Genomic DNA, 24320 nt, shown 5'->3' with positions numbered 1-24320 from the left:
GGCCATCGTGGACCTGAGGCAAATCCAGTACTTCCTTGCGCTGTTCGAAGACGGCTCGATGACGCAGGCCGCCAAGCGGCTGGACGTCGTGCAGCCGACGCTGAGCATGCAGATCGCGAAGCTGGAGGAAGAGCTGGGGCAGCCCTTGTTCGAGCGCAAGCGCCGAGGCATGTCGCCCACCGCGCACGGACGCCTGATGTACCGGCTGTTTCTGCCGATCGTGCGCAGCATCGACAATGCGCGCGAGCAACTTGCGCAGCGCAGCGAGGCTGTGACCGGCCACGTCTCGCTGGGGCTCATTTCCTCGGTGGCCGAAAGCGTGCTGGCCGACGCGCTGTCGCGGTTCAACGAAGCCTACCCGCATGTGGAGGTCACGGTATCCGTCGGCTACAGTGCCATGCTGATCGATTGGGTAACGAGCGGACAACTCGACGTCGCGGTCATCAACGAGCCGCGGGCCAAGCTGTCGCTGGCCACGGAATCGCTCGCCGAGGAAGACATGCTGCTCGTAACGAGCGTGCAACACGGCCCGCGCCTACCTGCCAACGTGCGCCTTGCGCGCCTGGCCGAACTCGGCTTGGACTTGATCCTGCCCACGCGCCGTCACGGGCTGCGCGGCGTTTTGGAAGCGGCGGCTCGCCAGGAGGGCATTCTGCTTGCACCCAAATTCGAGGTCGACGTGCTGAGCACCATCGTGCGCCTCGTGGAGGAAACGCGCTTCGCGACCATCCTGCCGCGCATTGTAGTGCAGCGCGCGGTCAACGAGGGCACACTGGCTGTATGCCCGATCCTCTCGCCGCGCATCGTCCGCCATGTGGTCCGCGTCAGTGACCGGCGCAAGCCTCTGAGCGCTGCAACGCATGCGCTCGTGGACCTTGTGGCGGACGAGATTCGAAGGATACTGAGCGTTGGCAAGGCGAACAAATAGAGATTCAATGCTTGGCGGCGCGGCAAGCCCGTCAGCTTCAAGCGCGTCGGCGTGTAGACGCAGCGCCGCACGACGATCCTCAGAATCAACTAGCGCAACCCGGCCGATCTTCCAGACGGCGAGTGCGCAGGCATCTGAGTTGTCATGCCCCCAAGAAAAAAGCAAATCGATGGCGGTCCGCTCGTCCAGCCGGTGAGCTGCGGTCGCGTCAGGCCAGAGCCAGTGGTCATCGAATTGCCCAGCGTCCGGGCGCAAGCCGACCGGATTGCGGAACTCATGACCGGCGGGCGCAGCGAGGGAATACGCCTGTCGCCCAACGGCGCGATCTCCGCGAGGCCCTCTTCGGTGATGCACTCGATCGTTGCCATCGGAACTGGATGTACACCCCCGCGCCTCAAGGGTTGTGATCCTGGCTTCGAGCAGCATGGGCTGGTATTCGATGAGCGTCCGCCCGATCTATCGCGGGTTGGCCGAGTTCGACGGCACGGCGCAGCTGTGAACGCGCAGCGGCACCGACGTCACGAAATGGTTTCCCGATGCGGGACAGAGCTTCGATCACCGTGTCAGAGCCCCATGCCCTTTGGATCGGGTCAACCGCCAGTTCCGCGCGCGGCGACCGAACCAGTGCCGTGGGTCTCAGTCTACGCGTACGTGTCCATGTCGCAGGGCTGCTCTACGCCGCCTTCTTGATCCATGTGTTCGCCCGACGCATCGCTTGTGCTCGGCGCTCCGGTCGCGTCGGAGGTATTCGTTGACAATCTTGGCAAAGGGCGGCGTCATCTACCACCTCGAGCGCGAAACATCCGGCACGGCGCGAGACCTGGCGGCGCTGATCATTCCCTGAGTCGCGTGCTGCGGCGTGGACGCCTAGCCGGGCAAGGTTGGCCAAGGCATGCTGACCTGTCGCGTAGGTCAGAGAGGGCTTTTGTGCGAAAGTAGTTCGTCGATTCGGCTGTTCAGATGCCTGAGCATCCTTATCGCTCGTTCAGGACCTCGGGGGACACTTGTTCAATCTCCTCATGCTCCCGTCCCTTTGAGAGTGTTGAGCCTCGAAAAACTTGACGTATGTCAATCTCTTGGAGATTCCGCTTAAAACTGAATCTCCCACTTGGGGCCCGATGGTCGAAGGTCTTCTTCTGCTAAGCTGATGGTCCTAACGACTTTTAAGAGCCTGCTGTGAGCGCCTTTGCTGAACCCGATTTGCCACTAAGCGCGCGCGGATGTCAGCGTCACAAAGACTTGATCGCGGCAGCGCTTCGCGTTTTAGTTCGCGACGGGCATCATGCTGTAACTTTGCGAGCGGTTTCAGTCGAAGCCAATGCAAGTCATGGCTCTATCAACTATTACTTCGGGTCCCGAAGTGCCCTGATGTGCGCCCTCGCTGAAGATGTTTGCCGTCGAATTGCAAACAACATTACCCTCGTCACTCCTAAGCTTGGGAAGTGCGCAGATGATCCGGATCGGTTCGCCACCGTTCTTGCGGAGCACAACCTTAAATATATGGTTAACGACCATGCGATGGGCATGGCGATCACCGAACTTACACTTGCGGGGTCGCGCGACCAGGAGCTAGGTGGTGTGCTTGTGAAATGGGGAAAGATACACGCCCGTCTGATGCGGGATAGCTTTCTGAAACTTGGATCCAAGGATCCAGAATTGGATTATGCTTTTGTGTTGAATTGTGTCAACGGGCTCATCATGGCACAACTCGCGATACCGCGCCGCGACTTCCAGTCGCGGATTCTGCAGCCCTCATTGCTTCGGCTTGTTCGCGCTATCGCAAGTGAAAGAATCGGATAACGCTCCGCGACATTTCTTAATTAATTTAGGGTAAAAACGTTTTTTTGAACTCGTCAATTGCCAATAGGTAGTCGCCTTGGAAACGACTACCCAGTCTTGGGGCCGGCTTTTTGGATCCCTTTTAAATTCTTCTGGCCAAGGAGGAAGGATAGCCGGGTCTTCAATAGTGATCAGCCCGGGTTTAATAATCGAGACAGATTTTTCCTCAATGCTGTGGCCGGTGTGCCGAGACCAGTTGATCTCGACTGCAGGTACTCGGCTTGCTCAGGCCGGGTGCCCTCAAAGGCCTTTTGCAGGAGTTCGCTAATCTCGCCTCGCTGAGCTACGCCGATCTCTCGCGGGTTCCAGTAGGGGTTTTCTAAGGCGAGACCTGCAGCGCGGTCGAGGTCAGCTTCCGTCATCCCGAGGTCCCGCAGCGCCACCGGCGCTGCGTTGTCTCGTGCCAAGTCAAAAAGGCCTGCCGCGGCGCTGCGCGGGTCTGCTGAACCGAGTGCGCGCTCGATGCGGGATATAGCTCCAGGCACTGCGGGCGAGTTGAAGGCAATGGCCTGGGGCAGCACCACCGTGTGAACCTCGGCATGCGGCAGGTTGAAGCTGCCGCCCAGGGTGTGGCACAGCTTGTGGTGCAATGCCATGCCCACGTTGCCAAGTACCGTACCGCACAGCCATGCACCGTACAGCGCGTCTGTGCGCGCGTCGACATCGTCGCTGCGTCGGCGGATGGCCGGCAGCGCCCTGGCCAGCGCGCGAATGCCTTCCTCGGCCATCAGGCACATCACGCGATTGCCGTCGCGCGCGTGCAGACCTTCGGCCGCGTGTGCAATCGCATTCATGCCGCTCGTCACGCTCAAGGAAACCGGCAGCGTCAGCGTCAACTCCGGGTCGTAGATCACGGTGCGAGGCAGCACGCGCGCGTCCTCGCCGGTCTTCTTCAAGCCATCTTCCGTGATGCCGTAGGTCGGCGTCATCTCGCTACCCGCGTAGGTCGTGGGGATTGCGAGGATCGGCAGGCCGGATTCCAGCGCAATGGCCTTGCCTAGGCCGGTGGTCGAGCCACCCCAATGGCGATAGCACAGTCCGCGCCCAGCCGTCGCGCCTCGTCGCGGGCTTCGCGTGCTGTCTCGATGGGCACATGCATGGCGGCGCGCGCAAAAACGCCCGCCGCGCGGCCGCCGAGACGCTCGGCCACCAGCTGCGCCTGCTCCTGCTGGTCGGGCGTGCACAGCACGAGCGCACGGCGCCCCCCGAGACGTTCGATCTCGTGTTCCAGGTGCGCCAGGGAGCCGGCGCCGAACACCACCCGCGACGGCTGGCCGTTATAGACGAAATCCTTCATGCGATCCCTGCTGTGTGGTGCTCATCCGAACTCGGCCGGGCCGGACTTCGTAGTCCACCTGATGCCGTGCAATGCGGACGCCCGCCAGTTCGTCACGTACTCGCAGATGTTCGGGATGCACCGCATAGGCGGCCAATGCTTCCCAGGATTCGAACTCGCTGTACAACACGACGTCGCGAGCATAGTCAATCTTGCTGACATCCACACCGATCTCCAGATAGAGCAGCCCGGGAATGCAGCAGCGCAGACCATGGAAGCACTGTTGGAGGCGTTCGACGTTTCGCTGCTTTTCCTCGGCCGTATCGCCGTTCACGTCCCACATGACGATGTGCCGGATCATTGCGCGCCCTTTGCGGCTGTCGACAAAGACAGGATGTCAGACATCCGCAGTGTCCTGCCTGGCGGGCTTCAGCACGAAGTCGTACTCGACAAGGTAGGAGCCATCGGAGTGCTGCTTCCAATCGGCGATCAGCGACTGGCGCACGCCGAACACGGCATCCGAATCCAGGTACCGATCGTCGCTGCGGAACACGTGCGTGATCAGCTTCTCGTAGCCGTCCGCCTCGATCAGGAAGTGCAGGTGCGCGGGACGCCACGGATGCCGGCCTGTGGCCTTCAGGAGATCGCCCACCGGGCCATCGTGCGGAATGGCATAGGGAACGGCGAGGATCGAGCGGAAGCGGTAGCGGCCTTCACTGTCGGAGTGCACGATGCCGCGCGCCTGCGCGTGGCCGAGCTCCGGGTGCTGCACGTCGTACAGGCCGTCCTCGTCCGATTGCCACACGTCCATGCGGGCGTTGGCGACTGGCTCGCCGCCGATGCCGCGCACCGCGCCGCGCACCAGGCACGGAATGCCGCGCGCACCATTGGAGATGTCCGCGCCAGGTTCGTAGTGAGGCGCCCCTTCCACGTGGAACGGGCCGAAGACGGTCGCCTCGGTACAGCCGGCGGGCTTGTCGTTGTTTTGCGCCACCGTCAGCATCGACAGGCCCAGCACGTCCGACAGCAGGATGAATTCCTGGCGCTTGTCGTCCGTGATGTGGCCGCAGCGGGTCAGGAACTCGATGCCCTCGAGCCACTCCTCTTCGGTCAGAGCCACCTCGCGTGCAAAGGCATGCAGGTGCCGCACGAGGCTGTCCATGATGCGCCTGAGCCGCGGATCAGCCGCCTGCGCCTGCCGCGCAAGCACGGCGTCGGTGATGGTGTGATGGTCCAGGTTGCGCATGTTGGTCCTCCTTCAATCCAGTTGCAGCTGGGTTCGCTGCGCGACCGTACCCCACTTGGCAAAGTCCTCCTGGCTGCGCCGTTGCGCCTCCTGCGTGCTGTAGCCCTCGACACGCAGGTCCATCTCCGCCAGCCGTGTCTTCACGGCAGGAGCCTGGAGCGCGGCACGCACGTCGCGCTGGATTTTCTCGACCGTGGCAGCCGGCAGGCTGGACGGTGCCATCAGGGTCTCGAAGAAGGTGGCATCGAATCCCGGATGTCCGCTCTGGGCGATCGTCGGAATTTCGGGCAGCAGGCCCGATCGTTCCTTGCCGGACACGGCGATCGCGCGCAGCCGCCCGCTCCGGACATGCGGCAGGACGATGGAGGAGACGATGAAGCCGCAGTCCACATGGCCTCCCATCACGTCCTGCGCGGCAGGGCCGGGGCCTTTGTAGGGCACATGGGTGAGCTTGGTTCCGGTCGTCGCCAACAGCATCTCCATTGCCATGTGGCTCGGTGTCCCGGCGCCGCCGGAGGCGTACAGCCGCGTCGAGGGCAACTGGACGAACTTCGCGAGGGACGGAACATCGGCGGCCGGATCGCAGACCAGCGTCTGGTTGAAGCTCGCGAAGTAGGTCACCGGCTTGAGCGAAGCCCTCAAATCGAAGCCCAGCTTCCTGTACAGATGGGGATTGATGGTGAGGATCGTGTCGGGCCCGACGAGCAGTGTGTGACCGTCCCTGGCATGCGCGACTTCCCCGGCCGCCAGGTTGCCTCCCGCGCCTGTCTTGTTCTCGATGACGACCGGCTGATTCCAGGCGGCCTGAAGCGCCGGCTGTATCAACCTCGCGATCACGTCACCGGGGGTGCCCGGCGGAAATGCGGCCACCATGCGAACCGGCTTGGTGGGCCAAGCCTGCGCGAAGGCCGAAGGAGCGATCGCCAGGGCCATCGCAAAGGCGGCGAGACGAAGAAGCGGGGTGTTGGTTTTCATGCCGGGTCTCCTCTCGTCGCATCGACGGAGATTGTTGAGGGGGTTGAAGTGGCGTGTGGCGCCGCGGGGCGAAGCCGGGCGGTGGCGCGAGACAGCACACTTGCTGCATCGTCCGCGGCTGCACCGCGCCATGCCACGATCTGGTCCGGGCGGATAAGGGCAAGCGGCGCTTCGTATAGTTCGCGCAGGGATGGCTGCGCCAGCCGCACGACGCGCAGGTCCATTTCCAAATGGCGGGCCGCGGCTTCGAAGTCGTCGGTAGCGGGGCAATCGGGGCCCAGCGCGAGCAGGGTCCATTCGGCGTGGAACAGATCGAACAGCGAACGCCCGTCATCGAGCCACGCATGCGGCGGCCGGCCGCCGGGACTGGCGGTGGGTGTGTAGGCATTCGGCTCGTCGGGCGGCAGCACGGCCCCATCGCCGAGGATGATGGGCGAGGCGTCGTACCGGCCGCCGAAGGTCACGCCCGGGATATTGAATTCGAGCCGGGCATGCGCATCGAAGTGCAGCCCGGCAAGTTTCCGCTCGGCATCGCCCCGTTGGGAGGCTTCTTCCAGTTCGGGCTTTGCCGCGAAGAGTCCCACCGAGTCGGCGAACTTGCGCGCGTAGCCGGTGTTGCGCTCGGCCAGGGGCCGGCGCTCGGCCTCGTAGCTGTCGAGCAGCGCCAGCGGTGCCTGGCCGCGGATCACACCCGCGAGCTTCCAGCCCAGGTTGACCGCGTCTTCGACGGCCGTGTTGTAGCCCAGCCCGCCGGTGGGCGTGAACAGGTGGGCCGCATCCCCCGCGATGAAGACCCGGCCCTGCTGGAAGCGCTGCGCCACCAGCGCGTGCCCGGCGAGCCAGGTGCCCATCGAGAGGATCTCGATCGGCACGTCGACGCCCACTGCCTCTGCGAAGACGCGGCGCGCATCGGCCTCGGTCCAGCCGTCGGCATCTTCGCCGGGGCGCAGCGCCGCATGGAAGGCGTATTCGGACACACCGTCCACCGAGGCCATGAAGGCACGCCTTTCGTGGTTGACGGCCACGTACATCCAGGCCTTGGGAGATTGCAGTGCAGAGAGGAACTGGGGCGCACGCAGGTAGATGGCAAACATCTTGCCGCCCATGAACTCGCGCTGGATGCCGCTCACGCCGCCCCACTCGATCCCCAGCTGTTGCCGGACCAGACTGCGCGCGCCGTCGGCACCGATCAGGAACTTCGCGACCACGTCCTGCGCCGGGCCGCCTTCGCTCGGCCGCACCGTGGCGCTCACCGATTCACCGTCGTCGCTGAACCGCTCCAGCCGCCAGCCATAGCGCACATCGGCGGAAGGCCAGGCCTGTGCATGGCGGCGCAGCGCTTGCTCGACGAATTTCTGCGACACGCGATGCGGCAGCTCGGCGGCGCTCCAGGACCCCGTCATCGCCTTGACCTTGACCGCGGCCTCGGCGGCCGTGGGCAGGCTGATGCGTGCCAGCTCATGCCCGGCCAGGCGCGTGAAATAGGCGATGTCCGTCGGGTGATCGGCGGGCAGTCCCAGCGCACGGATCTCGTGCGCGAAGCCCAGCCGGCGGAAATGCTCCATCGTGCGGGCCTGCGTCGCGTTGGCCTGCGGGTTGAAGGCCGTGCCCGGTTTGGCGTCGACGAGCAGGCAGCGGATGCCGCGGCGGCCGAGCTCGTTGGCGAGCATCAGGCCGCAGGGACCGCCGCCGGCGATCAGCACGTCCGTGGCGATGAGGGGAGGGCGGTCGGCATCGGGCCGGAACGTGGCGGTCATCGGCTGTCTTTCTTCTTCATGCATCAGTCGGCGCGGATGCCGCGTTCCCGGATCACGGCGCCCAGCCGCTTGAAGTCGGCCGCGCCCTTGTCGCCGAAGGCTGCGGGGGTCAGCGGCTCCGGCACGTTGCCGAGGGTTTCGATGGTTGCCCTGACGGCAGGCAGTGCCAGCGCGCGGTTGACTTCGGCATTGATCCGCTGGATCACGGCCGGCCGTGTGCCGGCAGGCGCGTAGAGGCCGAACACCGCATCGGCGTCGAAGCCCTTGAGCCCGAGTTCGTCGAGGGTCGGCACCTCGGGCATCTGGGGCGCCCGCTTGAGGCTTGCGACCGCCAGCATGCGCAGCTTTCCGGTCCTGACGTGCTGGATGCTGATGCCGGGATCGAACAGGAAGTCGATCTGGCCGCCCAGCAGGTCCGTCAGCGCGGGCGCCGCGCCGCGGTAGGGCACGTGGATGGCCGTAGTCCCTGTCTGGCCCGTCATCATCTCTGCCGCGAGGTGGGGCGAGCTTCCGTTGCCGGGCGATCCAAACGAGCGCTTGCCGGGGTTCGCCTTGAGGTCGGCGACCAAGCCCTTGAAGTCCTTGACCGGGCTGTCGGCACGGACCACCAGGTAGAACGGCACGCGTGCGACGGATGCGACCGGGACCAGATCCTTCGCCGGATCGAAGGGCATCTTTGCGTAGATATGCGGATTGATCGACACCATGCCGCCGGAACTCATCAGAAACGTATAGCCGTCGGACGGCGACTTGGCGACGAAATCGCCGCCGAGGTTGCCGCCGGCACCGCCCCTGTTCTCGACGAGCACCGGCTGGCCCAGGGCTTCGTGCAGCGGCGCGCTGATCACACGGGCCAGCTGGTCGGCCGCGCCGCCGGGCGCGAAGTTGGCGACGATCTTGATCGGCTGCCTGGGCCAGTCCTGGGCGTGGGCGATGCCGCACGGTCCGAGGCCGAGCGCCAGCGCCGCGGTTGCGAGCAGGGATTTCATGAGCTGTCTCCTGCTGTTCATCAGAACGGATAGTGGCGGTCGGTGGTCTGCACCGTGAGCCACCGCAACTCGGTGAAGGCCTCGACACCCGCCTTGCCGCCGAAGCGGCCGTAGCCCGAGTCCTTCACCCCGCCGAAGGGCATCTGCGCCTCGTCGTGCACGGTCGGGCCGTTCACGTGGCAGATGCCGGAGTCGATGCGATTGGCCACCTCCCAGGCGCGGGCGATGTCACGCCCGAACACCGCGGCGGAAAGCCCGTACGGGTTGTCGTTGGCCACGCGCACCGCTTCGTCGACGCCGTCGACGCGCACCACCGGCTTCACGGGACCGAAGCTCTCTTCATGGTAGATGCGCATCTGCGGCGTCACATGGTCGAGCAGCGTCGCGGGCATTAGCGTGGTCTCGGCCTTGCCGCCGCACACGAGCTTCGCGCCCTTGGCGAGCGCGTCGTCGATCAGCGCGTTGCAGCGCTCGACGGTGCTCGCATCGACCACCGAACCCAGCACCACCGGCCCCTTGCGCGGATCGCCCAGCGGGAGCTGCGTGGCCTTGGCGGCGAGCTTCGCGACGAAGGCGTCCGCGATCTTGCGGTCCACGATGATGCGCTCGGTGCTCATGCAGATCTGGCCGCTGTTGGCGAAGGCGCCGAAGGCCGCGCCATTGACTGCGGCATCGAGATCGGCATCTTCCAGCACGACCAGCGGGGCCTTGCCGCCAAGCTCCAGCACCGCCGGCTTCAGGTACTTCGCGCAGGTCTGTGCGATCAGCCTGCCGACGCGGGTGGAGCCGGTGAAGTTCACGCGGCGCAACGCTGGATGCGCAATGATCGCTTCGACTACCTCGGCTGCATCGGCGGGCGCATTGGTCACGAAGTTGACGACGCCGGGCGGGAAGCCCGCATCCTTGAACGCTTCAACGATCAGTCCGTGGGTCGCAGGGCTGAGTTCCGAGCCCTTGAACACGACCGTGTTGCCGCAAGCGAGCGGCGTGGCGATCGCACGCACGCCGAGGATCACCGGAGCGTTCCATGGCGCAATGCCAAGCACCACACCGGCCGGGCGGCGCAGGCTCAGAGCCAGGCTGCCGGGCACATCGGAGGGGATGACCTCGCCGCTGATCTGGGTCGTCATGCCGGCCGCCTCCTGCAGCATGCCGGCGGCCAGGTGCACGTTGAAACCGGCCCACGGGGCGCCGGCACCGGTCTCGAATGCCATGGCATCCGTCAAGGCCTGGGCCTTGGCCTCGATGGCCTGTGCCGCCTTCAGCAGCAGCGCCCTGCGTTCGCTCGGGCCGGTACGGGACCAGGCCGGAAACGCGGCCGCGGCGGCTTCGACCGCTGCCACGGCGTCGGCTTTCGTGGCGGCCGGTGCGATGGTCGCCATCGTGCCGTCGAGCGGATTGCGGCGCTCGAAGGTGGCACCGTCCGCAGCTTGGCGGTCCTCGCCATTGATCAACATCGATATCGTGCCCATCGTCTTGTCTCCTTGTAGATCTGAAAAAAGCGAAAAACTGTCAGGCCACTTCGATCTCGACCAGCATCGGTGCGGTTGATTGCAGGGCCTGGTGTAAGGCGGGACGCAACTGGTCCGCCGTTTCGACGCGCAGCCCCTTCATGCCTTGCGCGCCAGCCAGCGCGACAAAATCGAGATCGGGCAGGTCTGTGCCTGGGACATGCTCGTCAGGCCGGTAACCGAAGATGCGGGCGAACTCGTACAGCGCGGCGTAGCGGCGGTTCTTCAGGATCAGAACCGTGACCGGCAGCGCCAGCTGCGCCGCGCTCCACAGCGCCTGAATGGCGTACATCGCCGAGCCGTCGCCTATCAGCGCAATGACCTGGGCGCCCGGCTTGCCCAGGGCCACCCCCACCGCAGCCGGAAGGCCATAGCCCAGGCCGCCGCTGCACATGGTGTAGAAAGTTTCCGATTCGAAGATCGGCAGGTGGCCATGCATGACCGGCCGCGCGCTGGGCGCTTCCTCGACCACGATGCTGTTGCGCGCGCGCACATCGGCAAGCGTTTGCAGGACCCACGCAACCGGCAGGCGCTCGCTGGGCTCGGGCTCTGCCATGCGCGGCGGCCGCACATGGGCAGGTGGTGCCGGACGATCGCGCGGCGTGCTGCACTCGAGCAGATCGAGCAACCCGAGGCGGATGCTGCCGACCACGGAGGTTCCTGTCGGCGCCCAGGCCGCGACCTGGGGATCGTCCGTCAGCTGCACCAGCTCGGTTCCTTCGGGCAGGTGCGGCCCTTGGCCCGGCACATGGTAGGTGAACGCCGGCGCACCGAGCGCGAACACCAGGTCGTGACCGGCGAGTCGCTCGACGATGCGCTCGCGCATTGGCGGCAGGAATCCTCCCCACAGCGGATGATCTTCCGGAAAGCTGCATCGGCCCGACATGGGCGCGACGTACACGCGGGCGTTGTGCCGCTCGGCCAATTCAACCGCCTCTTTCCAGGCCTCGTCGCGATCGACCGCGGCACCGACCACGAAGGCGGGGGAGCGGGCGCCATCGAGGGCGGCGGCAATGCGCGCGAGAAGGTCGGGGTCAGCGCGCACGTGGCGGCTGACCTCTCGTGCATCGACCGGCAAGGTCTGAACGTCCCAGTCGTCCGACGGGATCGAGACCAGGACGGGGCCGCGCGGCGGTGTCATCGCGATGTAGTAGGCCCGCGCAATCGCCAGCGGAACATCCTCGGCCCGGGCCGGCTCGACGCTCCACTTCACGTAGGGCCTCGGCAGCTCGGGCGCCTGCGTGGAGCCGAGGAAGGGCTCGAAGGGCAGGATAGAACGCGCCTGCTGGCCGGCCGTGATCACCAGCGGCGTGCGGTTGCGAAAGGCTGTGAAGATGTTGCCCATCGCATGGCCGACGCCGGCGGCGGAATGCAGGTTGACGAACGCCGCGTTGTGCGTTGCCTGCGCGTAGCCGTCCGCCATGCCAACGACCACGGACTCCTGCAGCCCCAGTACATAGCGGAAGTCTTCCGGGAAGTCGATGAACATCGGCAGTTCCGTCGATCCTGGGTTGCCGAACACGCTGGTCATGCCAAAGGCGCGCAGCAGCCTGAAAACCGCGTCTCGCACGGTCAGAGCGCTGCCGGCCGAGAGGGGCGCTTGCGCGGGAAGTTCGACGTGTCGATCCATGAGTGCTCCTAGATGAGGTCCGCAGTTTTGCGGTTGTCGTTGTATTCATCAATACAATGAAATGTCTAGAACAAAATAAGCTGTATGCATACCGAAAAGCTGGACATGAACCTGCTTCGTCTGTTCGAAGCGGTGTACCGCCTGGGCAGCGTCAGCCGCGCTGCCGATGCATTGGGACTGTCGCAGCCGGCCGCCAGCCAAGGTCTGACGCGATTGCGGCTCGCCTTGGGCGATGCGCTGTTCGTGCGCGCCAACGGGCGCATGCGCCCGACGCTGCGCGCGGAGCGGCTGGCAAGCGTCATCCAGCCGGCCGTGGCCGCCATCGAGGATGTGCTGCGGGACGAAGACACCTTCGACCCCTCGCGTTCGCAGATGACCGTTCGGCTGCACCTGAACGACATCGGCGAGGCCCGGTTGCTGCCGGAACTGATGGAAGCCTTGCATCGTCAGGCACCCGGCATTCGGGTGCACACGACTCCGCTGCCGCACGGGGAGATCACGGATGCCCTTGAGACCGGCGCCATTCACTTCGCACTCGGTTTCCTGCCCTCGGTCAGCGGAACGGAGCGCGTCGAGCTGCTGCGCGACCGTTACGCGGTGGTGGTGCGGGCGGGGCATCCGATGGCCGAGGCCTCGAAGGCCTCGGATGTCCGCATGACGATCCAGGACCTGCGGCGCCTGGAGTACGTGGCCGTCCGCTCGCACTCGGAGACCTTTCGCATCCTGCAGCAGCTCGGCCTCGATGGAAGGCTGGTGCTGAACTCGGCGCACTTCCTTGCGCTCCCGGCCATCATCGCGCGCACGGATTTCGCCGCTGTGATGCCGCAGGCGATCGCGCGCAGATTCATCGAGCCGAAGCGCTATGCGGTGCTTCCGGCTGAGCTTCCCCGCAGCACCTTCACCGTGTCGCTCCACTGGAGCCGCCGCTTCGAATCGGATCCGGCGCACCACTGGATCCGCAATTTCTTCATCGGCCTTTTCACGGACTAGGGACGCTGATGGTGGAATGATGCCGCCTTGTCGAGGTGTGCAGCAACTGCTGCAGGAAGCTTTCGGCCAGATGCACGAGACCTGCACGATCGGCGTGTCCATACACCACGAAGTCAGGGCGCGTCAGAACGGCCTCGGCGTCGAGCGACTCCAGAAATGGGGCATACACGCCGTCGGCATCTATCACGCGATCACCCTGGCACAGGCCTGCAGCAGATGCCAGCTCGACGAACCGGACACCGACCGCCCGCAGCGCGGCCTTGAGAGTCGCAGGCAACTCGTCTGTAACCTTGGGGTTTGCAAGAAGGGCGAAATTGAACCCGACATGCTCATCGAAGCGCATCGTGCGACCGTCCACCGTGACGCGGCCCTGTGGAGCCAAGGTCCCCGCCCGCCGCATTGGTCTCCCATCGGCTCCTTTGGCCAGAATGCCATCGGTGAGCACCGGGAACTTGGGTTTCGGCGCGAGATTGAACTTGAACAGCAGGTCCCGCACCGCCGCTTTCACAGGGTTCGAGGTGTTGGCCACCAGTCCCAGCGCACGCGAGTCCAGCATGATCTGCTGGGCGTGCGGCCTGCGTTCCGATTCGTATGTATCGAGCAGGCTGGCGTCGGTCAAGCCGCGAAGCACGAGATCGAATTTCCATGCGAGATTGGCGGCGTCGCGCATGCCGGAGCAGGCACCTTGCCCGAGGTATGGTGGATTGGTGTGTGCGGCATCTCCGGCCAGAAAGACCCGCCCGACCTTCCAGGACTTCGCCAAACGGCACTCGAACGTGTAGACGAGATTCCGGATGAGGTTCAGATCTTCCGGCTCCAGCCCGTGATACTGCTTGACCAGGCGAAATGCGGCATCGACGGTCTGCATCTCCTCTGTTGTCTCCTCGGGCAGCAAAGCGAACTCGAATCGCTGCCGCTTCGTGCCAATCGGCATGAACATGTGACCACGGCGCGGATCGCACACCTGGATGGCGTTGTCGTCGAACTTCGGCGGCAGCTTGCGACGAGGCTCGGTGTCGACGCACAGCCAACGCTCGTTGAAGCCGAAGTCGATGCGATCGACGCCGAGGGCCTCGCGCACGAAGCTGTTCGAGCCGTCCGATCCCACGAGGTAACGAGCGCGCAAGCTCAACCCGGATCGTGGCGAAGCGGAGGGATCCGTCCCCTTCCCCCACGGCACGCATCTCAGGGTGACGCCCTCGGAGTCCTGTTCGAGGCCATTGGCGAGATATCCCCGATAGAGGTGCACATTGGGAAGGGACGTGATTCGCTCGTGAATCGCCTCCTCGATGTGCGGCAAGTGAACCGAGATATGGTCGTCCCACAGCATCCGGCGCGTGTTGCCGCCCGCACCCACGTCCAGCAGGAGTTGCCCCTTGCCGTTGAACCAGTAGTAGTGGGGGGTGGTCCATGCGTCCCGCAGGGCTTTGTCCGCGTCTGCGCAGACCGAAACCAGCCGGGCCGTCTCGCCATCGATATGCGTCAGCCGCGGCTTGCCATACAGGGTCGGCCAACGTTCGACCACCGCCACCTGATGGCCTTGCTGTCCCAGCAGTGAAGCGAGGATAAGACCGCTTGGTCCGTACCCGACCACGATCACGTCAAATTCAAAGCTTGTGGATTCTTCCAATTCATGTCTCCTTCATTGCTCTCGATCAAAACGCCGCCGCCGAATCCAGCTGCTCGGCAAACCAGTCCGCCGCTCGCGCATTGCGCTCCTGGGCATAGTTGTAGATGGTGTGTTCGCCGTCCGCCCACGTGAGTACGGTTTTCGCGTGGGTTGGCACCAAGGTGAAGAACGACGTCTGCTCGCCCAATGGGACCAACGCATCGCGCCCGCCTTGAACGACCAGCAGATGGGCATCGATGCGGTGGCAGCGTGGGCTCATGGCCAGCGATTGCAATCGGTAGCCTAGAGAAATCTCGTCATCTACACCGAATGCCGCTTCCATTTGCTCGCGGGCGGTGCGGAACGAAGGGACTGCGGGAGTCATCGGGGCGCCGTTGACGCACACGGCCCGCACCCTTCGATCGCTCGCGGCCAGTTGTGCAGCGAACAAGCCGCCAAAGCTGTTGCCCCACACCCCGCACCGGCGTACACCCAGAGACTCGGCGTGATCCAGGAAAGCGCTGAAGAGCGGCAGGGTTCGGTTGTCGAGATGCATTCCGCCTCGAAGACGAGTCAGGCCCTGCCCAGGCCCTTCGGCAAGAATCGCGAGCAGGCCGCGAGTCGCGAGTGCGCGTCCAATGTCAAGGTACACGCTCCCCCAGCCGCTCAACCCACCCACAACGATCACCGCAGCCTTTGCAGCCACACCTTCGGGACGGACGATCCAACCATGAAGACCGCCGTATGCCGTCGGTAGTTGTACCTCCGTAAGATCTCCGCTCAAGTGCGCATGTCGGGCGAGCGCGGCATGGGCCTGCTCGTAGAGCGCTCTTTTGCGAGGCACGTCTTGATTGAACGCGAGCTGCGCGCATTGAAGCAGCGCCGATGCGGCTCGCCATGCCAGTAACGCGGTTGCGGATTGGCCAATCTCCTCCGCGGCCTCTGCCAAGCCATGATGCCGTGCCGCTAGCTGTTCGCAGATTTCGTCCCAAGCGGCCGCAGCGTCCATCGCGATCAGGTCATGGACGTGGAGCGCGTCACCCAGCGGCACTCCGTAATCGACCATCCGCGTGACGGGAACGGCTCGTTGCATCGCGGCAAGGTGCTTGCGACGCTGGTCGGCGTCGAGTTGAACGGGACTTAACAAATTCTCTCCTGCAAGTTCATGGCGGAGAATAGGTAGTCTCAGGAAGTCCATCAATCGCGAAACTTGAGCATCGAATATCTGAAAACACGATGAAGCAGCTCGATCTGAACCTCCTGAGACTATTGGTGGCCCTAGATAGCACCCGGCACCTGGGGCGAGCAGCTGAAAGCCTGCAAATGAGCCAGTCGGGCTTCAGTACCGCGCTGAACCGCCTGCGCAAGCAGCTTGGCGATGACCTGTTCGTCCGCACCGGAATCGGCATGCGTCCGACGCCGCGTGCCGTGGCCCTGGCCGTGACCGCTCGCGCGGTACTCAGTGAACTCAATCGGGAAGTCGTCGAGGGTGGCTCATTCGTCCCTCTGCACAGCGAAATGGTCTTTCGCCTGGCCATGCCTGATTCCGCCGAGGCTCTGCTCTTGCCAACGCTCACCGCACTTCTCGCGGAGCAAGCGCCCCGCACATCGGTAAATATCGTGTCGTCTAACGTGCTGCCGCTCCATGAGCGGCTCGCCAACGGAGAGATTGACATCGCGATCGGCTACTTTCCGGCGATGGAAAAGGATGTGTACTTCCGGCAAGCCTTGTTCACGCATACCTACGCGTGCATCGTGCGGCGAGGTCATCCCCTTGTCGCGCAAGGGATGAGCCTAGCCGCCTTCCAGGAGGCAGGGCACGCTGTACTCGCGATCCCCGCGCGTTCAACTGTCTTGCTGGAGGCAGCCCTGGAGCGTCATGAAATTCGACGACGGGTAGTGATCAGTACACCCAATCTGCTCAGTCTGCCCGCCACGATCGCCAAGACTGACCTCATCGCAACGGTGCCGCTGCCCGCGGCCATTGGATTCGCGCGTTCTGGGGAGATCGAAATTCTGCCACTGCCGTTCGATCCGCCGTCCGTCACCATCTATCAGTACTGGCACCGCCGTACCCAGCGGGAACCAAGCTGCAAATGGTTGAGGGCTCAGATCATGACGCTGCTAAATTGGCAAACCGACCCTTACGCACAGCATCGTGTTGCGCTTTACGGGTCACAACCAATTACGCGTCTCCACACCGAAGGCGACGAAACTTCTATTGAGGTGCAGGACGGAGCTCAGGGGCCGTCAACCGAATCCGACTGAAGCAGGCCACGGCAAGTGCGGCAATGAGCAATGCGGCCATGCCAAGGGCTGCGTATCCGGAAGTCTTTACCAACGTTCCGCCTACCACCGGACCAATGGCCGCACCGATCATCAACATGGCGGGGGTGGCTGCAACGATACGACCTGAGGGGTCCAGTCGCGCCAGCAGTCCGAACGCAAAGGTGTGAGTGAATACCATGACGAAGGCGAACACCGAAGTCGCCATTGCGTAAGGCGCGAACGCCACGCTGGACGTGATCATCAGCGCGATGACGGCCTGTAGGATCGCTCCGGCGACGACTGCACGGTGCGCAGCAAGTCGGTGCTCGAGCAGACCCGCGAGCAATGCCGGGAATAAATTGACCAGGCCAATGGCTAGAAGAACCCCGTGGACAGCCGGCATGCCGAACCCGCGATCTACGCCAATACGTTCGACGAAGCTGAAGATCATGGCCTGAGTCAAGGCCATGAGAGAAATTCCGACCACCCCGAACCAGACAGCAGGTTCGAGCTTCGCATGAGCCTTGAACTCCTGACTATGCAACGCGGCATCCGGCAGGGGATAAGTGATTGCCGCAAGCAAAGCGGCGACGGCCATGACTCCCCCGAACACGATGAACAGTGCCGGCCCGCCGGCCCGCGCGATGAGCGGAGGCGTAAGCCCCAGGAACACGACTGCAAATATGCCTATCGAGATGCCCACTGCCGCGAACAACCGGTGAGGATTTTCGCTGCGGCCGATGGTGCCGTGGGTGAAACTCAGTGCGCTTCCCGCCGAGAGTCCAGCTACCGCGTGCATCATCCCCATGATGAGATAGCTGCTGGTCTGAGACACTGCGAAAAGCGCGACCGCTGACACGCCATAACCCATCGCAGTCGCCCACCGTGCCGAAATTCGGTGAGAACGGGATGCAAAAAAAGCACTCCCGAGCACCGCACCTAAGAGGAACAGCGTCACCAATCCACCAGCCTCCTGCGGGTCGAAGCGATAGTGGCCAATCAACGTACCTATCCAGACCGGGAGCGCGACCAGATCCAGCATGCCCGCGCAGTGGCTTACCATCAAGATGAGTTTGCCCGTACGACTGCTGGCTCTAACCATTTTCTGTCTCCTCTTTAAGTTGCGTGGCGGGAACGGCTCGTTGCATCGCGGCGACATGCTTCCGGCGCTGCCTCGGCGTGGGTCTGCACAGGGCTCAGCAACTTTGTCTCCCGATCGTTTTCGCCAGAGAATAGGCACTCACCGGATCACTCGCAATCGGAGAATCCGAACATCCGTTATCTGCAAAAGCGATGAAGCAACTCGATTTGGGCCTGGTGCGCCTCAAAGTGGCACTCGACAGTCCACCGTCACCTGGGCTCGCGCAATCGTGCTGCCACGGCCTCGTGATCGATCTTGAAACACTCTTGTGAGTCTCATGGGACACAAAGTGTCCTAAAATGACGTTCCTTCATCAGACCGGCTGGATCGCCGTTATCAAGGAGCGTCTACATGCTTACTGCCACAGACCACTCACCGCAGCTCGAGGAACGCCAAGCCGTTCCTGCCTGGAAGGGGGTCGTTCGACATCTGCACATCACGCCTCGCGCCTTCCTTCCTATGGAGGCGTTTGACCAACTGACGCTCGTGGCGAGCAAGGGCATCGAGGGAGACCGGTACATGATCGGCCGGGAGTCCGGCTTCTACTCCCACAAGCCGGAGGAGGGACGACAGATCACGCTGTTCGAGATCGAAACACTCGAAGCCTTGGCGCGCGATGCAAAAATCCAGATGCTGCCCGAGGAGCATCGTAGAAACGTTACCGTGCAAGGTGTGCCGCTCAATCATCTCGTTGGCCGCCGGTTCTGGGTGGGGGAAACGCTTCTCGAGGCAACCCGGCTGTCCACGCCGTGCCGCCACATCGAAGAGATCCTCGGCAAGGCCGTGTTCGATCCATTGATCAATAGGTCAGGACTCAATTGCCGAATCCTGAAAGGCGGCGTCATCCGCGTGGGCGACGCTGTCCACGGGGCGTGACATGCCGAAGGCGATCAAGCATCTCCAAGCTGTCGTTCGGGAAATCGACGAGCCCCTGCCGGGAGTCAAGCGGTTGGTATTGGCTGACCAGGACGGCTGGCGATTGCCAGCGTTCAGGCCCGGAGCGCACATCGACCTCTATTTGGGCAACGGGCACGTGCGCACCTATTCGCTGTGCAACGATCCCGCCGACTGCAGGAGATACGTTGTTGCAGTCAAGCGCGAAGAGGAGGGGCGCGGCGGGTCTCGCCACATACACGACGAGCTTCGTGCCGGCGAAGTCGTTGGTGTTTCGGTACCTCGTAGCGGGCTGGAGCTCTCGTCCACCGGAATCAACATCTTTGTTGCGGGCGGCATAGGCGTCACACCTTTCGTCTCTGCCATTCTGGCGCTGGAGCGTGAAGGCAAGTCGAACTACCAGCTGCACTGGGCCAGCATGGGCGAGCCGAGCCTGATCGACATGCTGGAGCCGGCGGTAAAGGGTGGACGGGTCCACTTGTACAACACGCTCAAGGTCAATCCGCCCGACATCCGATCCATCGTGGAGGGCTCTGGCCCGGACGCGAAAGCATTTTGCTGCGGACCCGCCGGAATGCTCGATGCATTCGAATCCGCTGTCGCCGAGTGGCCCGAAAGCCGCAAGCACGTGGAGCGGTTTACCGCGCCGAAACTCGTTCCAACCCTGAACGCGCAGCCGTACAGCGTGGTGCTGGCCAGGAGCGGACGCGAGATGGAGGTGGAGCCCGAGGTGGGCCTTCTTGCCACTTTGGAGGCGATGGATGCGGACATTTCCGTCTCATGCGCAGGCGGCATCTGTGGCGCATGCCGCACCCGCTGGACCGAGGGACCGCCCATCCATCGCGACAGGGTATTGAGCGCTCAGGAGCGCGCGCATGAAGTGATCGTGTGCGTTGCGGAGTGCGCGGGGCCGCGCCTGGTTCTCGACATCTAGGCTGCGGGCGACACACTCGTGCCAGAATCGGGCCCCGCAGCAACTTCCAGTGGGTTGCGAATAGCCGATCGGCCTGCCGTAGACCCGTTCAAAGCCTTGGCACTACACCTCAAGTACCTGCGCGTCCAAAGCGGACTGACGCTAGAGAATCTGGCTCGGGATTCAGGGCTGACGCGCAGCTATTTGTCGAAGATCGAGCGGGGCATATCCACCCCGTCGATCGAGTCGGCGCTCAATATCGCCAAAGCCCTGGGCGTGACGGTGGACCGGCTCTTCGGGCAACAGCCGGAGGAAGACGTTGTTTCCATCGTACGGGGCAATGGATCCATCGCGGGAGATCCCACGACGCATCTCTCGTTGGTCGCGGGTCTTCGCAACGATCGCGTGATGCGGGCGTTCATCGTGCGACCGGGACAGACCCAGAAGCGCGGCCGGATCATGAGCCATCATGAGGGCGAGGAAATCCTCTTCGTTCTCACCGGCCACATCGAGATGCAGATCGGGGCACGCAAGGAGCGGCTGGAACCAGGCGACTGTGTGCAGTTCGACTCCACCATTCCGCACAAGCTCACGGCGCTCACCGACGAACCGGCTTCGGCTCTTGTCGTGATTGCCGCCACCGCATAGGTCCCGAGGCGCGGCTCGCCCCGTAGCCTGAATCTCGGCCTCAGCAGGACGGCGCGAGCACCCCATCCGAAGAGAATCGCCACAGCGTGGGCGCCGGCTTCAGCGGCGCCCCGGTGAGTTGCTGCACGGATTCAAGCGATGCACCCTCAAAGAGCGCCTGCACGACAAATCCATCGCTGGTAATTTCGATGATCGCCAGATTCGTGAACACCTTGGCCACAACGCCCACTGCCGTGAGCGGCAAGGTGCAACGCTCGACCAGGCGCGGCTGTGCGTCGCGCGTGGTGTGCTCCATCATCACCCATATCTGCTTTGCTCCCACGGCAAGATCGATGGCTCCGCCGATGGCCGGAGGCGCACCGTTCAGATCGCCCGTGGTCCAGTTGGCAAGGTCGCCGTGCTGGGAGACCTGGAACGCACCGAGGATGGCAATGTCGAGGTGCCCTCCGCGCATCATCGAGAACGACAGGCTCGAGTCGAAAAATGAGCCACCGCGGGCGAGCGTGACGGGCATCTTCCCGGCATTGATCAGGTCCAGGTCTTCCTCTCCCTTGGCTGGTTTGGGCCCGACGTTGAGAATGCCGTTCTCGCTGTGGAGCATGACCGAGGTATCCGAGGGAAGATAGTCCGCCACGCTCGTCGGTGCTCCGATGCCGAGGTTGACGAACCCTTGCTTGGGAAGCTGGTGTGCGACCAGGCGCGCGAGTTCCAGTCTGGATAGAGAGTTCATGCGGGCCTCGAGAGAAAGACGCGGTCGACAAAGATGCAGGGGGTGATGATGCCTTCGGGGTCGAGCTCGCCGGGCTCCAGGAGTTCGTCGACTTCCACCGCAACCACCTCGCCGGCAGTAGCCATCACCACAGAATGATTTCGAGCCGTTTTGTTGTAGTTCAGGTTGCCGAGCACATCTGCCTGTCGGCCCTTGAGCAACGAGAACTGCGCACGTAAGGGCTTCTCAAGAAGGAACTCGCGGCCATCGACCACGACCTTCTGCTTGCCCTTCTCGAACACGGTGCCTACACCTGTGGGAGTGAGGAATCCGCCAAGGCCCGCACCGCCGGCCCGGATGCGCTCGACCAGCGTGCCCTGCGGGACCAGCTCGAGTTCGACATCGCCGGCCCGGTATTGGTCGGCGAACACGTCCGCGCTTCGCGGGTAGGAGCAGACGATCTTCCGGACGATGCGCGCGCCGAACCAAAGCGAAAGGTCCTGGCCGCCGGAGCCTGCGTTGTTGGAGATGACGGTCAGTTCGCGCACCCCCAGGTCCAGCACCGCCTCGATCATCCCGCGCGGAACGCCCGCGCCGCCGAAGCCGCCGACCATCACCGTGTCTCCGTCGCGCAAACCGCTGACTGCCGCGTTCGCATCTTTGACGACCACATTTCTCATCGATCAGATTCCTTTTGCGCGGGCGAAGGCCCGTAGTCTTTGGCCAAGCCCTTGGCGATGCGGTCGAGCAGCATCTGGCTGGTGCCGTCGCCGAATGCCGCCAGGCGTGTTTCGCTCGACAGCATGGCAAGGCGGTGATCGGCGCTCGCGCCGGTGGCGCCCATTGCACGCTGGCACTGGTCGAGTGTCCAGACGGCCACGTCGACGGCGAACTTTTTCGCCTGCGCGGCCAGCGTCAGCGCCGCCTTTCCTGTTTGCACGGCAATCGCCGCGCGCAGCACGAGTGCATTGGCCGCCTCCAGGCGCAGTGAGACCTCCGCGAGCTCCCACCCGAATCCCTGGTGCCTGAGTAGCGGCTTGCCAAAGGCTTGCCTTGATTCCGCGTAGCCCACCGTCTCTGCCAAGGCCGCTCTGGCAGAGGCGACGCACATCGCCGCGACATGAACGCGTGCGGCGTTGACCGATGCCATGGAAGACTTGAAGGCCCGCCCTGGCGGGTCGAAGAGACACCAGTCGGGAACGAAATGATCCTGGAAAACCAGGGATGCCAGTCGGAAGGACCGGGCGCCCGGCATGACGAGTTCTTCCCTTCGCAGCGTCGGCCCGTCAACCAGGGGCACCAGAAAAGACGCGATATCGCCGACTGCTTCCGCGCCGGCTGGGTCAACTCTTGCAAGCAGGTTTGCGCATTGGATGATCGAACCGTTGGTGATCCACGACTTCGTGCCGCTGATCAGCCATCCGCCGTCCACGCGCCGTGCCCTCGTCTTCAGCGCGGCCAGGTCGCTGCCGCCATCGGGCTCGGACATCGCGGGGGCGCACAACGTTCGCCCGCCCAGCATGGCGCCGAGAAGCTCGGCACGTTGCCTCTCGGAACCGAAGCGCGCCACGCGAGTCACGGAGCCTTGCAGATTGTTGATGGCGAAGGCGGCGGCAAAGCCATGCTCCGCCATCGTCTGGGCCACGCGGATCTTGCAGAGGAACGAGGCATCGTGGCCGCCGAATTCCCTTGGCGCTTGAAGTCCCAGAAAGCCTTCCTTTGCCCACCTGTCGATCCATGAAACATCGTAGGCGCGGCCCTGCGTGTGAGATCCCAGGAGATGGGCGCTGAATTCGCCGCGGCAGAAGTCGCTGGCGGCCTGGACGAGCGATCTTTCCGCCGCGGACAGTCTCTCGTCGTAGAGGTCGTAGAAGTTCATCGGGTTCGAATGCGCGGTCGGCAGTCGCTCAGCGGGCCAAGGGAGTCGTCAATGTTTTCGCCCAATCGTTCCAGAACACGATCTCCTTGGCCACCTGTTTGGTGTACAGATCGGGTGTCGACACCTTCACCGGAACGGCGCCGAGCGTCTCCAGCTGCGCCAGGAACTCGGGGCTCGTCACCACCTTGTCGAGCGCCGCCGCAATCTTCTGGACGACAGGACCCGGCGTGCCGGCAGGCGCCGCAATACCGAACCACGGTGAAAGATCGATCGGCTTGCTGCCGGCTTCCTGGAGCGTGGGCAGGTCCGGGAACGCGGGCGAGCGCTCCGGCGCGGCGACCGCAAGGGCCTTGATCCTTCCGGCGCGGATGTGCTGGGCGACCGTCGCCTCGGTGAAGAAGCCGACCTGCACCACGCCGGCCAGGAGGTCGGTGATGGGCTGTGCGCCGCCCTTGTAGTTCACGAACGTCAGATGCGTGCCGTTGCCCGCGTCGAAGAGCGTTCCGCCGATGTGCGACGTGGCGCCGAAGGTGCCGCCGAAATTCAGCTTGCCGGGGTTCGCCTTGGCGTAGGCGATGAGTTCCTTGATGCTGTTGATCGGCACGTCGGGATTTACGACGACGAGATTGCGCTGCTTGGCGACGTTCCTGACATAGGCGAAGTCCTTGAGCTGGTCATAGGAAAGCGTCGGGTTGAGGGCTTGGCCGCGCGTCTGCGAGGACTCCACCGCAACGAGCAGGGTGTAGCCGTCTGGCTTCGACCTGGCGACGGCTTCGGCACCGATGACGCCGCCGGCGCCAGCGCGGTTGTCAATGATGACCGTGCCATTGAGTTCCTTGCCGAGGGCCTGCGCAATCACGCGGGCAATGATGTCCGTGGGCCCCCCTGGCGGGAAACCCGCAACGAGCTTGATCGGCTTAGACGGATACGGCTCGTCGGCCAGCGCGGTGGTGATGGCCAGGCAGGCGAGGCCGGCGGCGACAAGCCAATTCTTGATGGAGTGGGGCTTCATGGGGCTTCCTTCTGCAGAAGTGAGGAGGTGGCGAAAGTATTGGCTACAGGACACATTGTGTCAATTAGGACTCGCATTGGGGTTTACGAGCAAGACTCGGGCCAAC

The 24320-nt window shown here is 63.9% G+C and carries 21 protein-coding genes and 2 pseudogenes; 8 read left to right on the top strand and 15 right to left on the bottom strand.

Annotation, left to right across the window (positions count from 1 at the left end; translation table 11 throughout):
• The first annotated feature begins 7 nt into the window (after window positions 1–7).
• The 3 genes and pseudogenes from AC1DYD_RS17810 (at window position 8) to AC1DYD_RS17800 (ending at window position 2728) form a co-directional block, all read left to right on the top strand.
• A complete protein-coding gene (locus AC1DYD_RS17810) occupies window positions 8–928 on the top strand; it encodes a LysR family transcriptional regulator (protein ID WP_478174069.1) in 921 nt (306 codons plus the stop codon).
• A 565-nt stretch (window positions 929–1493) separates the two neighbouring features.
• Window positions 1494–1641: pseudogene (locus AC1DYD_RS17805) on the top strand (IS3 family transposase); the annotation flags it as partial.
• 463 nt (window positions 1642–2104) lie between these two features.
• Complete coding sequence (locus AC1DYD_RS17800; RefSeq protein WP_478174068.1) at window positions 2105–2728, top strand: TetR/AcrR family transcriptional regulator; 624 nt, start codon at window positions 2105–2107, stop codon at window positions 2726–2728.
• Between the two features lie 266 nt (window positions 2729–2994).
• Here the strand turns inward: AC1DYD_RS17800 and AC1DYD_RS17795 are convergent.
• The 8 genes and pseudogenes from AC1DYD_RS17795 to mdlC form a co-directional block, all read right to left on the bottom strand.
• Window positions 2995–4064: pseudogene (locus AC1DYD_RS17795) on the bottom strand (maleylacetate reductase); the annotation flags it as partial.
• Window positions 4045–4404, bottom strand: a complete 360-nt coding sequence (locus AC1DYD_RS17790) for a Dabb family protein (protein WP_478174067.1) — start codon at window positions 4402–4404, stop codon at window positions 4045–4047. The pseudogene AC1DYD_RS17795 and the gene AC1DYD_RS17790, both read right to left, overlap by 20 nt.
• Before the next feature lie 36 nt (window positions 4405–4440).
• The gene (locus tag AC1DYD_RS17785) at window positions 4441–5289 is read right to left on the bottom strand and encodes an intradiol ring-cleavage dioxygenase (RefSeq protein ID WP_478174066.1); all 849 of its coding nucleotides are present in this window, start codon (window positions 5287–5289) and stop codon (window positions 4441–4443) included.
• Between the two features lie 12 nt (window positions 5290–5301).
• Window positions 5302–6222, bottom strand: a complete 921-nt coding sequence (locus AC1DYD_RS17780; RefSeq protein ID WP_478174065.1) for a Bug family tripartite tricarboxylate transporter substrate binding protein — start codon at window positions 6220–6222, stop codon at window positions 5302–5304.
• Window positions 6223–6260: 38 nt separating this feature from the next.
• Window positions 6261–8021, bottom strand: a complete 1761-nt coding sequence (locus AC1DYD_RS17775; RefSeq protein ID WP_478174064.1) for an FAD-dependent oxidoreductase — start codon at window positions 8019–8021, stop codon at window positions 6261–6263.
• Between the two features lie 23 nt (window positions 8022–8044).
• Window positions 8045–9010 (bottom strand): Bug family tripartite tricarboxylate transporter substrate binding protein, encoded by a 966-nt coding sequence (locus tag AC1DYD_RS17770; protein WP_478174063.1) that lies wholly within the window; start codon window positions 9008–9010, stop codon window positions 8045–8047.
• A gap of 20 nt (window positions 9011–9030) precedes the next feature.
• Window positions 9031–10482, bottom strand: a complete 1452-nt coding sequence (locus tag AC1DYD_RS17765; RefSeq protein WP_478174062.1) for an aldehyde dehydrogenase — start codon at window positions 10480–10482, stop codon at window positions 9031–9033.
• Between the two features lie 40 nt (window positions 10483–10522).
• Complete coding sequence (gene mdlC, locus AC1DYD_RS17760; RefSeq protein ID WP_478174061.1) at window positions 10523–12151, bottom strand: benzoylformate decarboxylase; 1629 nt, start codon at window positions 12149–12151, stop codon at window positions 10523–10525.
• Window positions 12152–12235: 84 nt separating this feature from the next.
• Here mdlC and AC1DYD_RS17755 point away from each other — a divergent pair, with 84 nt between their 5' ends.
• Window positions 12236–13141: a LysR family transcriptional regulator gene (locus AC1DYD_RS17755; protein WP_478174060.1), complete on the top strand. Its 906-nt coding sequence runs from the start codon at window positions 12236–12238 to the stop codon at window positions 13139–13141.
• Here the strand turns inward: AC1DYD_RS17755 and mhpA are convergent.
• Together mhpA and AC1DYD_RS17745 are read right to left on the bottom strand one after the other, a co-directional pair.
• A complete protein-coding gene (gene mhpA / locus AC1DYD_RS17750; RefSeq protein ID WP_478174059.1) occupies window positions 13131–14771 on the bottom strand; it encodes a bifunctional 3-(3-hydroxy-phenyl)propionate/3-hydroxycinnamic acid hydroxylase MhpA in 1641 nt (546 codons plus the stop codon). The two genes, AC1DYD_RS17755 and mhpA, sit on opposite strands and share 11 nt — an antisense overlap.
• Window positions 14772–14796: 25 nt before the next feature.
• Window positions 14797–15948, bottom strand: coding sequence for an alpha/beta hydrolase family protein (locus AC1DYD_RS17745; RefSeq protein WP_478174112.1), 1152 nt, complete (start codon window positions 15946–15948; stop codon window positions 14797–14799).
• 38 nt (window positions 15949–15986) lie between these two features.
• Between AC1DYD_RS17745 and AC1DYD_RS17740 the strand changes: the two genes are divergently transcribed.
• Window positions 15987–17018, top strand: a complete 1032-nt coding sequence (locus AC1DYD_RS17740; RefSeq protein WP_478174058.1) for a LysR family transcriptional regulator — start codon at window positions 15987–15989, stop codon at window positions 17016–17018.
• Here AC1DYD_RS17740 and AC1DYD_RS17735 read toward each other — a convergent pair.
• A complete protein-coding gene (locus tag AC1DYD_RS17735) occupies window positions 16969–18120 on the bottom strand; it encodes an MFS transporter (RefSeq protein ID WP_478174057.1) in 1152 nt (383 codons plus the stop codon). The two genes, AC1DYD_RS17740 and AC1DYD_RS17735, sit on opposite strands and share 50 nt — an antisense overlap.
• Window positions 18121–18510: 390 nt before the next feature.
• Here AC1DYD_RS17735 and AC1DYD_RS17730 point away from each other — a divergent pair, with 390 nt between their 5' ends.
• The 3 genes from AC1DYD_RS17730 (at window position 18511) to AC1DYD_RS17720 (ending at window position 20614) form a co-directional block, all read left to right on the top strand.
• Window positions 18511–19035: an MOSC domain-containing protein gene (locus AC1DYD_RS17730; protein WP_478174056.1), complete on the top strand. Its 525-nt coding sequence runs from the start codon at window positions 18511–18513 to the stop codon at window positions 19033–19035.
• A 1-nt stretch (window position 19036) separates the two neighbouring features.
• Window positions 19037–19987, top strand: coding sequence for a PDR/VanB family oxidoreductase (locus AC1DYD_RS17725; RefSeq protein ID WP_478174055.1), 951 nt, complete (start codon window positions 19037–19039; stop codon window positions 19985–19987).
• A gap of 96 nt (window positions 19988–20083) precedes the next feature.
• Window positions 20084–20614: a helix-turn-helix domain-containing protein gene (locus AC1DYD_RS17720; RefSeq protein ID WP_478174054.1), complete on the top strand. Its 531-nt coding sequence runs from the start codon at window positions 20084–20086 to the stop codon at window positions 20612–20614.
• Between the two features lie 40 nt (window positions 20615–20654).
• Here the strand turns inward: AC1DYD_RS17720 and AC1DYD_RS17715 are convergent, their stop codons facing one another.
• The 4 genes from AC1DYD_RS17715 to AC1DYD_RS17700 are packed head-to-tail and all read right to left on the bottom strand — an operon-like array spanning window position 20655 to window position 24214.
• The gene (locus tag AC1DYD_RS17715; RefSeq protein ID WP_478174053.1) at window positions 20655–21344 is read right to left on the bottom strand and encodes a 3-oxoacid CoA-transferase subunit B; all 690 of its coding nucleotides are present in this window, start codon (window positions 21342–21344) and stop codon (window positions 20655–20657) included.
• Complete coding sequence (locus tag AC1DYD_RS17710) at window positions 21341–22003, bottom strand: CoA transferase subunit A (RefSeq protein ID WP_478174052.1); 663 nt, start codon at window positions 22001–22003, stop codon at window positions 21341–21343. Before AC1DYD_RS17710 ends, AC1DYD_RS17715 begins: the two co-directional genes overlap by 4 nt.
• Window positions 22000–23202, bottom strand: coding sequence for an acyl-CoA dehydrogenase family protein (locus tag AC1DYD_RS17705; protein WP_478174051.1), 1203 nt, complete (start codon window positions 23200–23202; stop codon window positions 22000–22002). The genes AC1DYD_RS17710 and AC1DYD_RS17705 overlap by 4 nt, the downstream gene beginning before the upstream one ends.
• Window positions 23203–23230: 28 nt before the next feature.
• Window positions 23231–24214, bottom strand: coding sequence for a Bug family tripartite tricarboxylate transporter substrate binding protein (locus AC1DYD_RS17700; protein ID WP_478174050.1), 984 nt, complete (start codon window positions 24212–24214; stop codon window positions 23231–23233).
• Window positions 24215–24320: the final 106 nt, after the last annotated feature.

The sequence above is a fragment of the Variovorax sp. P4_B11 genome (assembly GCF_056402355.1).
This window is presented reverse-complemented; position numbering and strand designations above follow the sequence as displayed.

Coding starts and splice junctions, on each gene's coding strand:
- AC1DYD_RS17775 (WP_478174064.1), bottom strand. CDS start 8,021: ATGACCGCCACGTTCCGGCCCGATGCCGACCGCCCTCCCCTCATCGCC.
- AC1DYD_RS17735 (WP_478174057.1), bottom strand. CDS start 18,120: ATGGTTAGAGCCAGCAGTCGTACGGGCAAACTCATCTTGATGGTAAGC.
- AC1DYD_RS17705 (WP_478174051.1), bottom strand. CDS start 23,202: ATGAACTTCTACGACCTCTACGACGAGAGACTGTCCGCGGCGGAAAGA.
- AC1DYD_RS17700 (WP_478174050.1), bottom strand. CDS start 24,214: ATGAAGCCCCACTCCATCAAGAATTGGCTTGTCGCCGCCGGCCTCGCC.
- AC1DYD_RS17710 (WP_478174052.1), bottom strand. CDS start 22,003: ATGAGAAATGTGGTCGTCAAAGATGCGAACGCGGCAGTCAGCGGTTTG.
- mdlC (WP_478174061.1), bottom strand. CDS start 12,151: ATGGATCGACACGTCGAACTTCCCGCGCAAGCGCCCCTCTCGGCCGGC.
- AC1DYD_RS17780 (WP_478174065.1), bottom strand. CDS start 6,222: ATGGCCCTGGCGATCGCTCCTTCGGCCTTCGCGCAGGCTTGGCCCACC.
- AC1DYD_RS17725 (WP_478174055.1), top strand. CDS start 19,037: ATGCCGAAGGCGATCAAGCATCTCCAAGCTGTCGTTCGGGAAATCGAC.
- AC1DYD_RS17755 (WP_478174060.1), top strand. CDS start 12,236: ATGCATACCGAAAAGCTGGACATGAACCTGCTTCGTCTGTTCGAAGCG.
- AC1DYD_RS17785 (WP_478174066.1), bottom strand. CDS start 5,289: ATGCGCAACCTGGACCATCACACCATCACCGACGCCGTGCTTGCGCGG.
- AC1DYD_RS17715 (WP_478174053.1), bottom strand. CDS start 21,344: ATGAACTCTCTATCCAGACTGGAACTCGCGCGCCTGGTCGCACACCAG.
- AC1DYD_RS17745 (WP_478174112.1), bottom strand. CDS start 15,948: ATGGACTTCCTGAGACTACCTATTCTCCGCCATGAACTTGCAGGAGAG.
- AC1DYD_RS17730 (WP_478174056.1), top strand. CDS start 18,511: ATGCTTACTGCCACAGACCACTCACCGCAGCTCGAGGAACGCCAAGCC.
- AC1DYD_RS17765 (WP_478174062.1), bottom strand. CDS start 10,482: ATGGGCACGATATCGATGTTGATCAATGGCGAGGACCGCCAAGCTGCG.
- AC1DYD_RS17790 (WP_478174067.1), bottom strand. CDS start 4,404: ATGATCCGGCACATCGTCATGTGGGACGTGAACGGCGATACGGCCGAG.
- AC1DYD_RS17740 (WP_478174058.1), top strand. CDS start 15,987: ATGAAGCAGCTCGATCTGAACCTCCTGAGACTATTGGTGGCCCTAGAT.
- AC1DYD_RS17770 (WP_478174063.1), bottom strand. CDS start 9,010: ATGAAATCCCTGCTCGCAACCGCGGCGCTGGCGCTCGGCCTCGGACCG.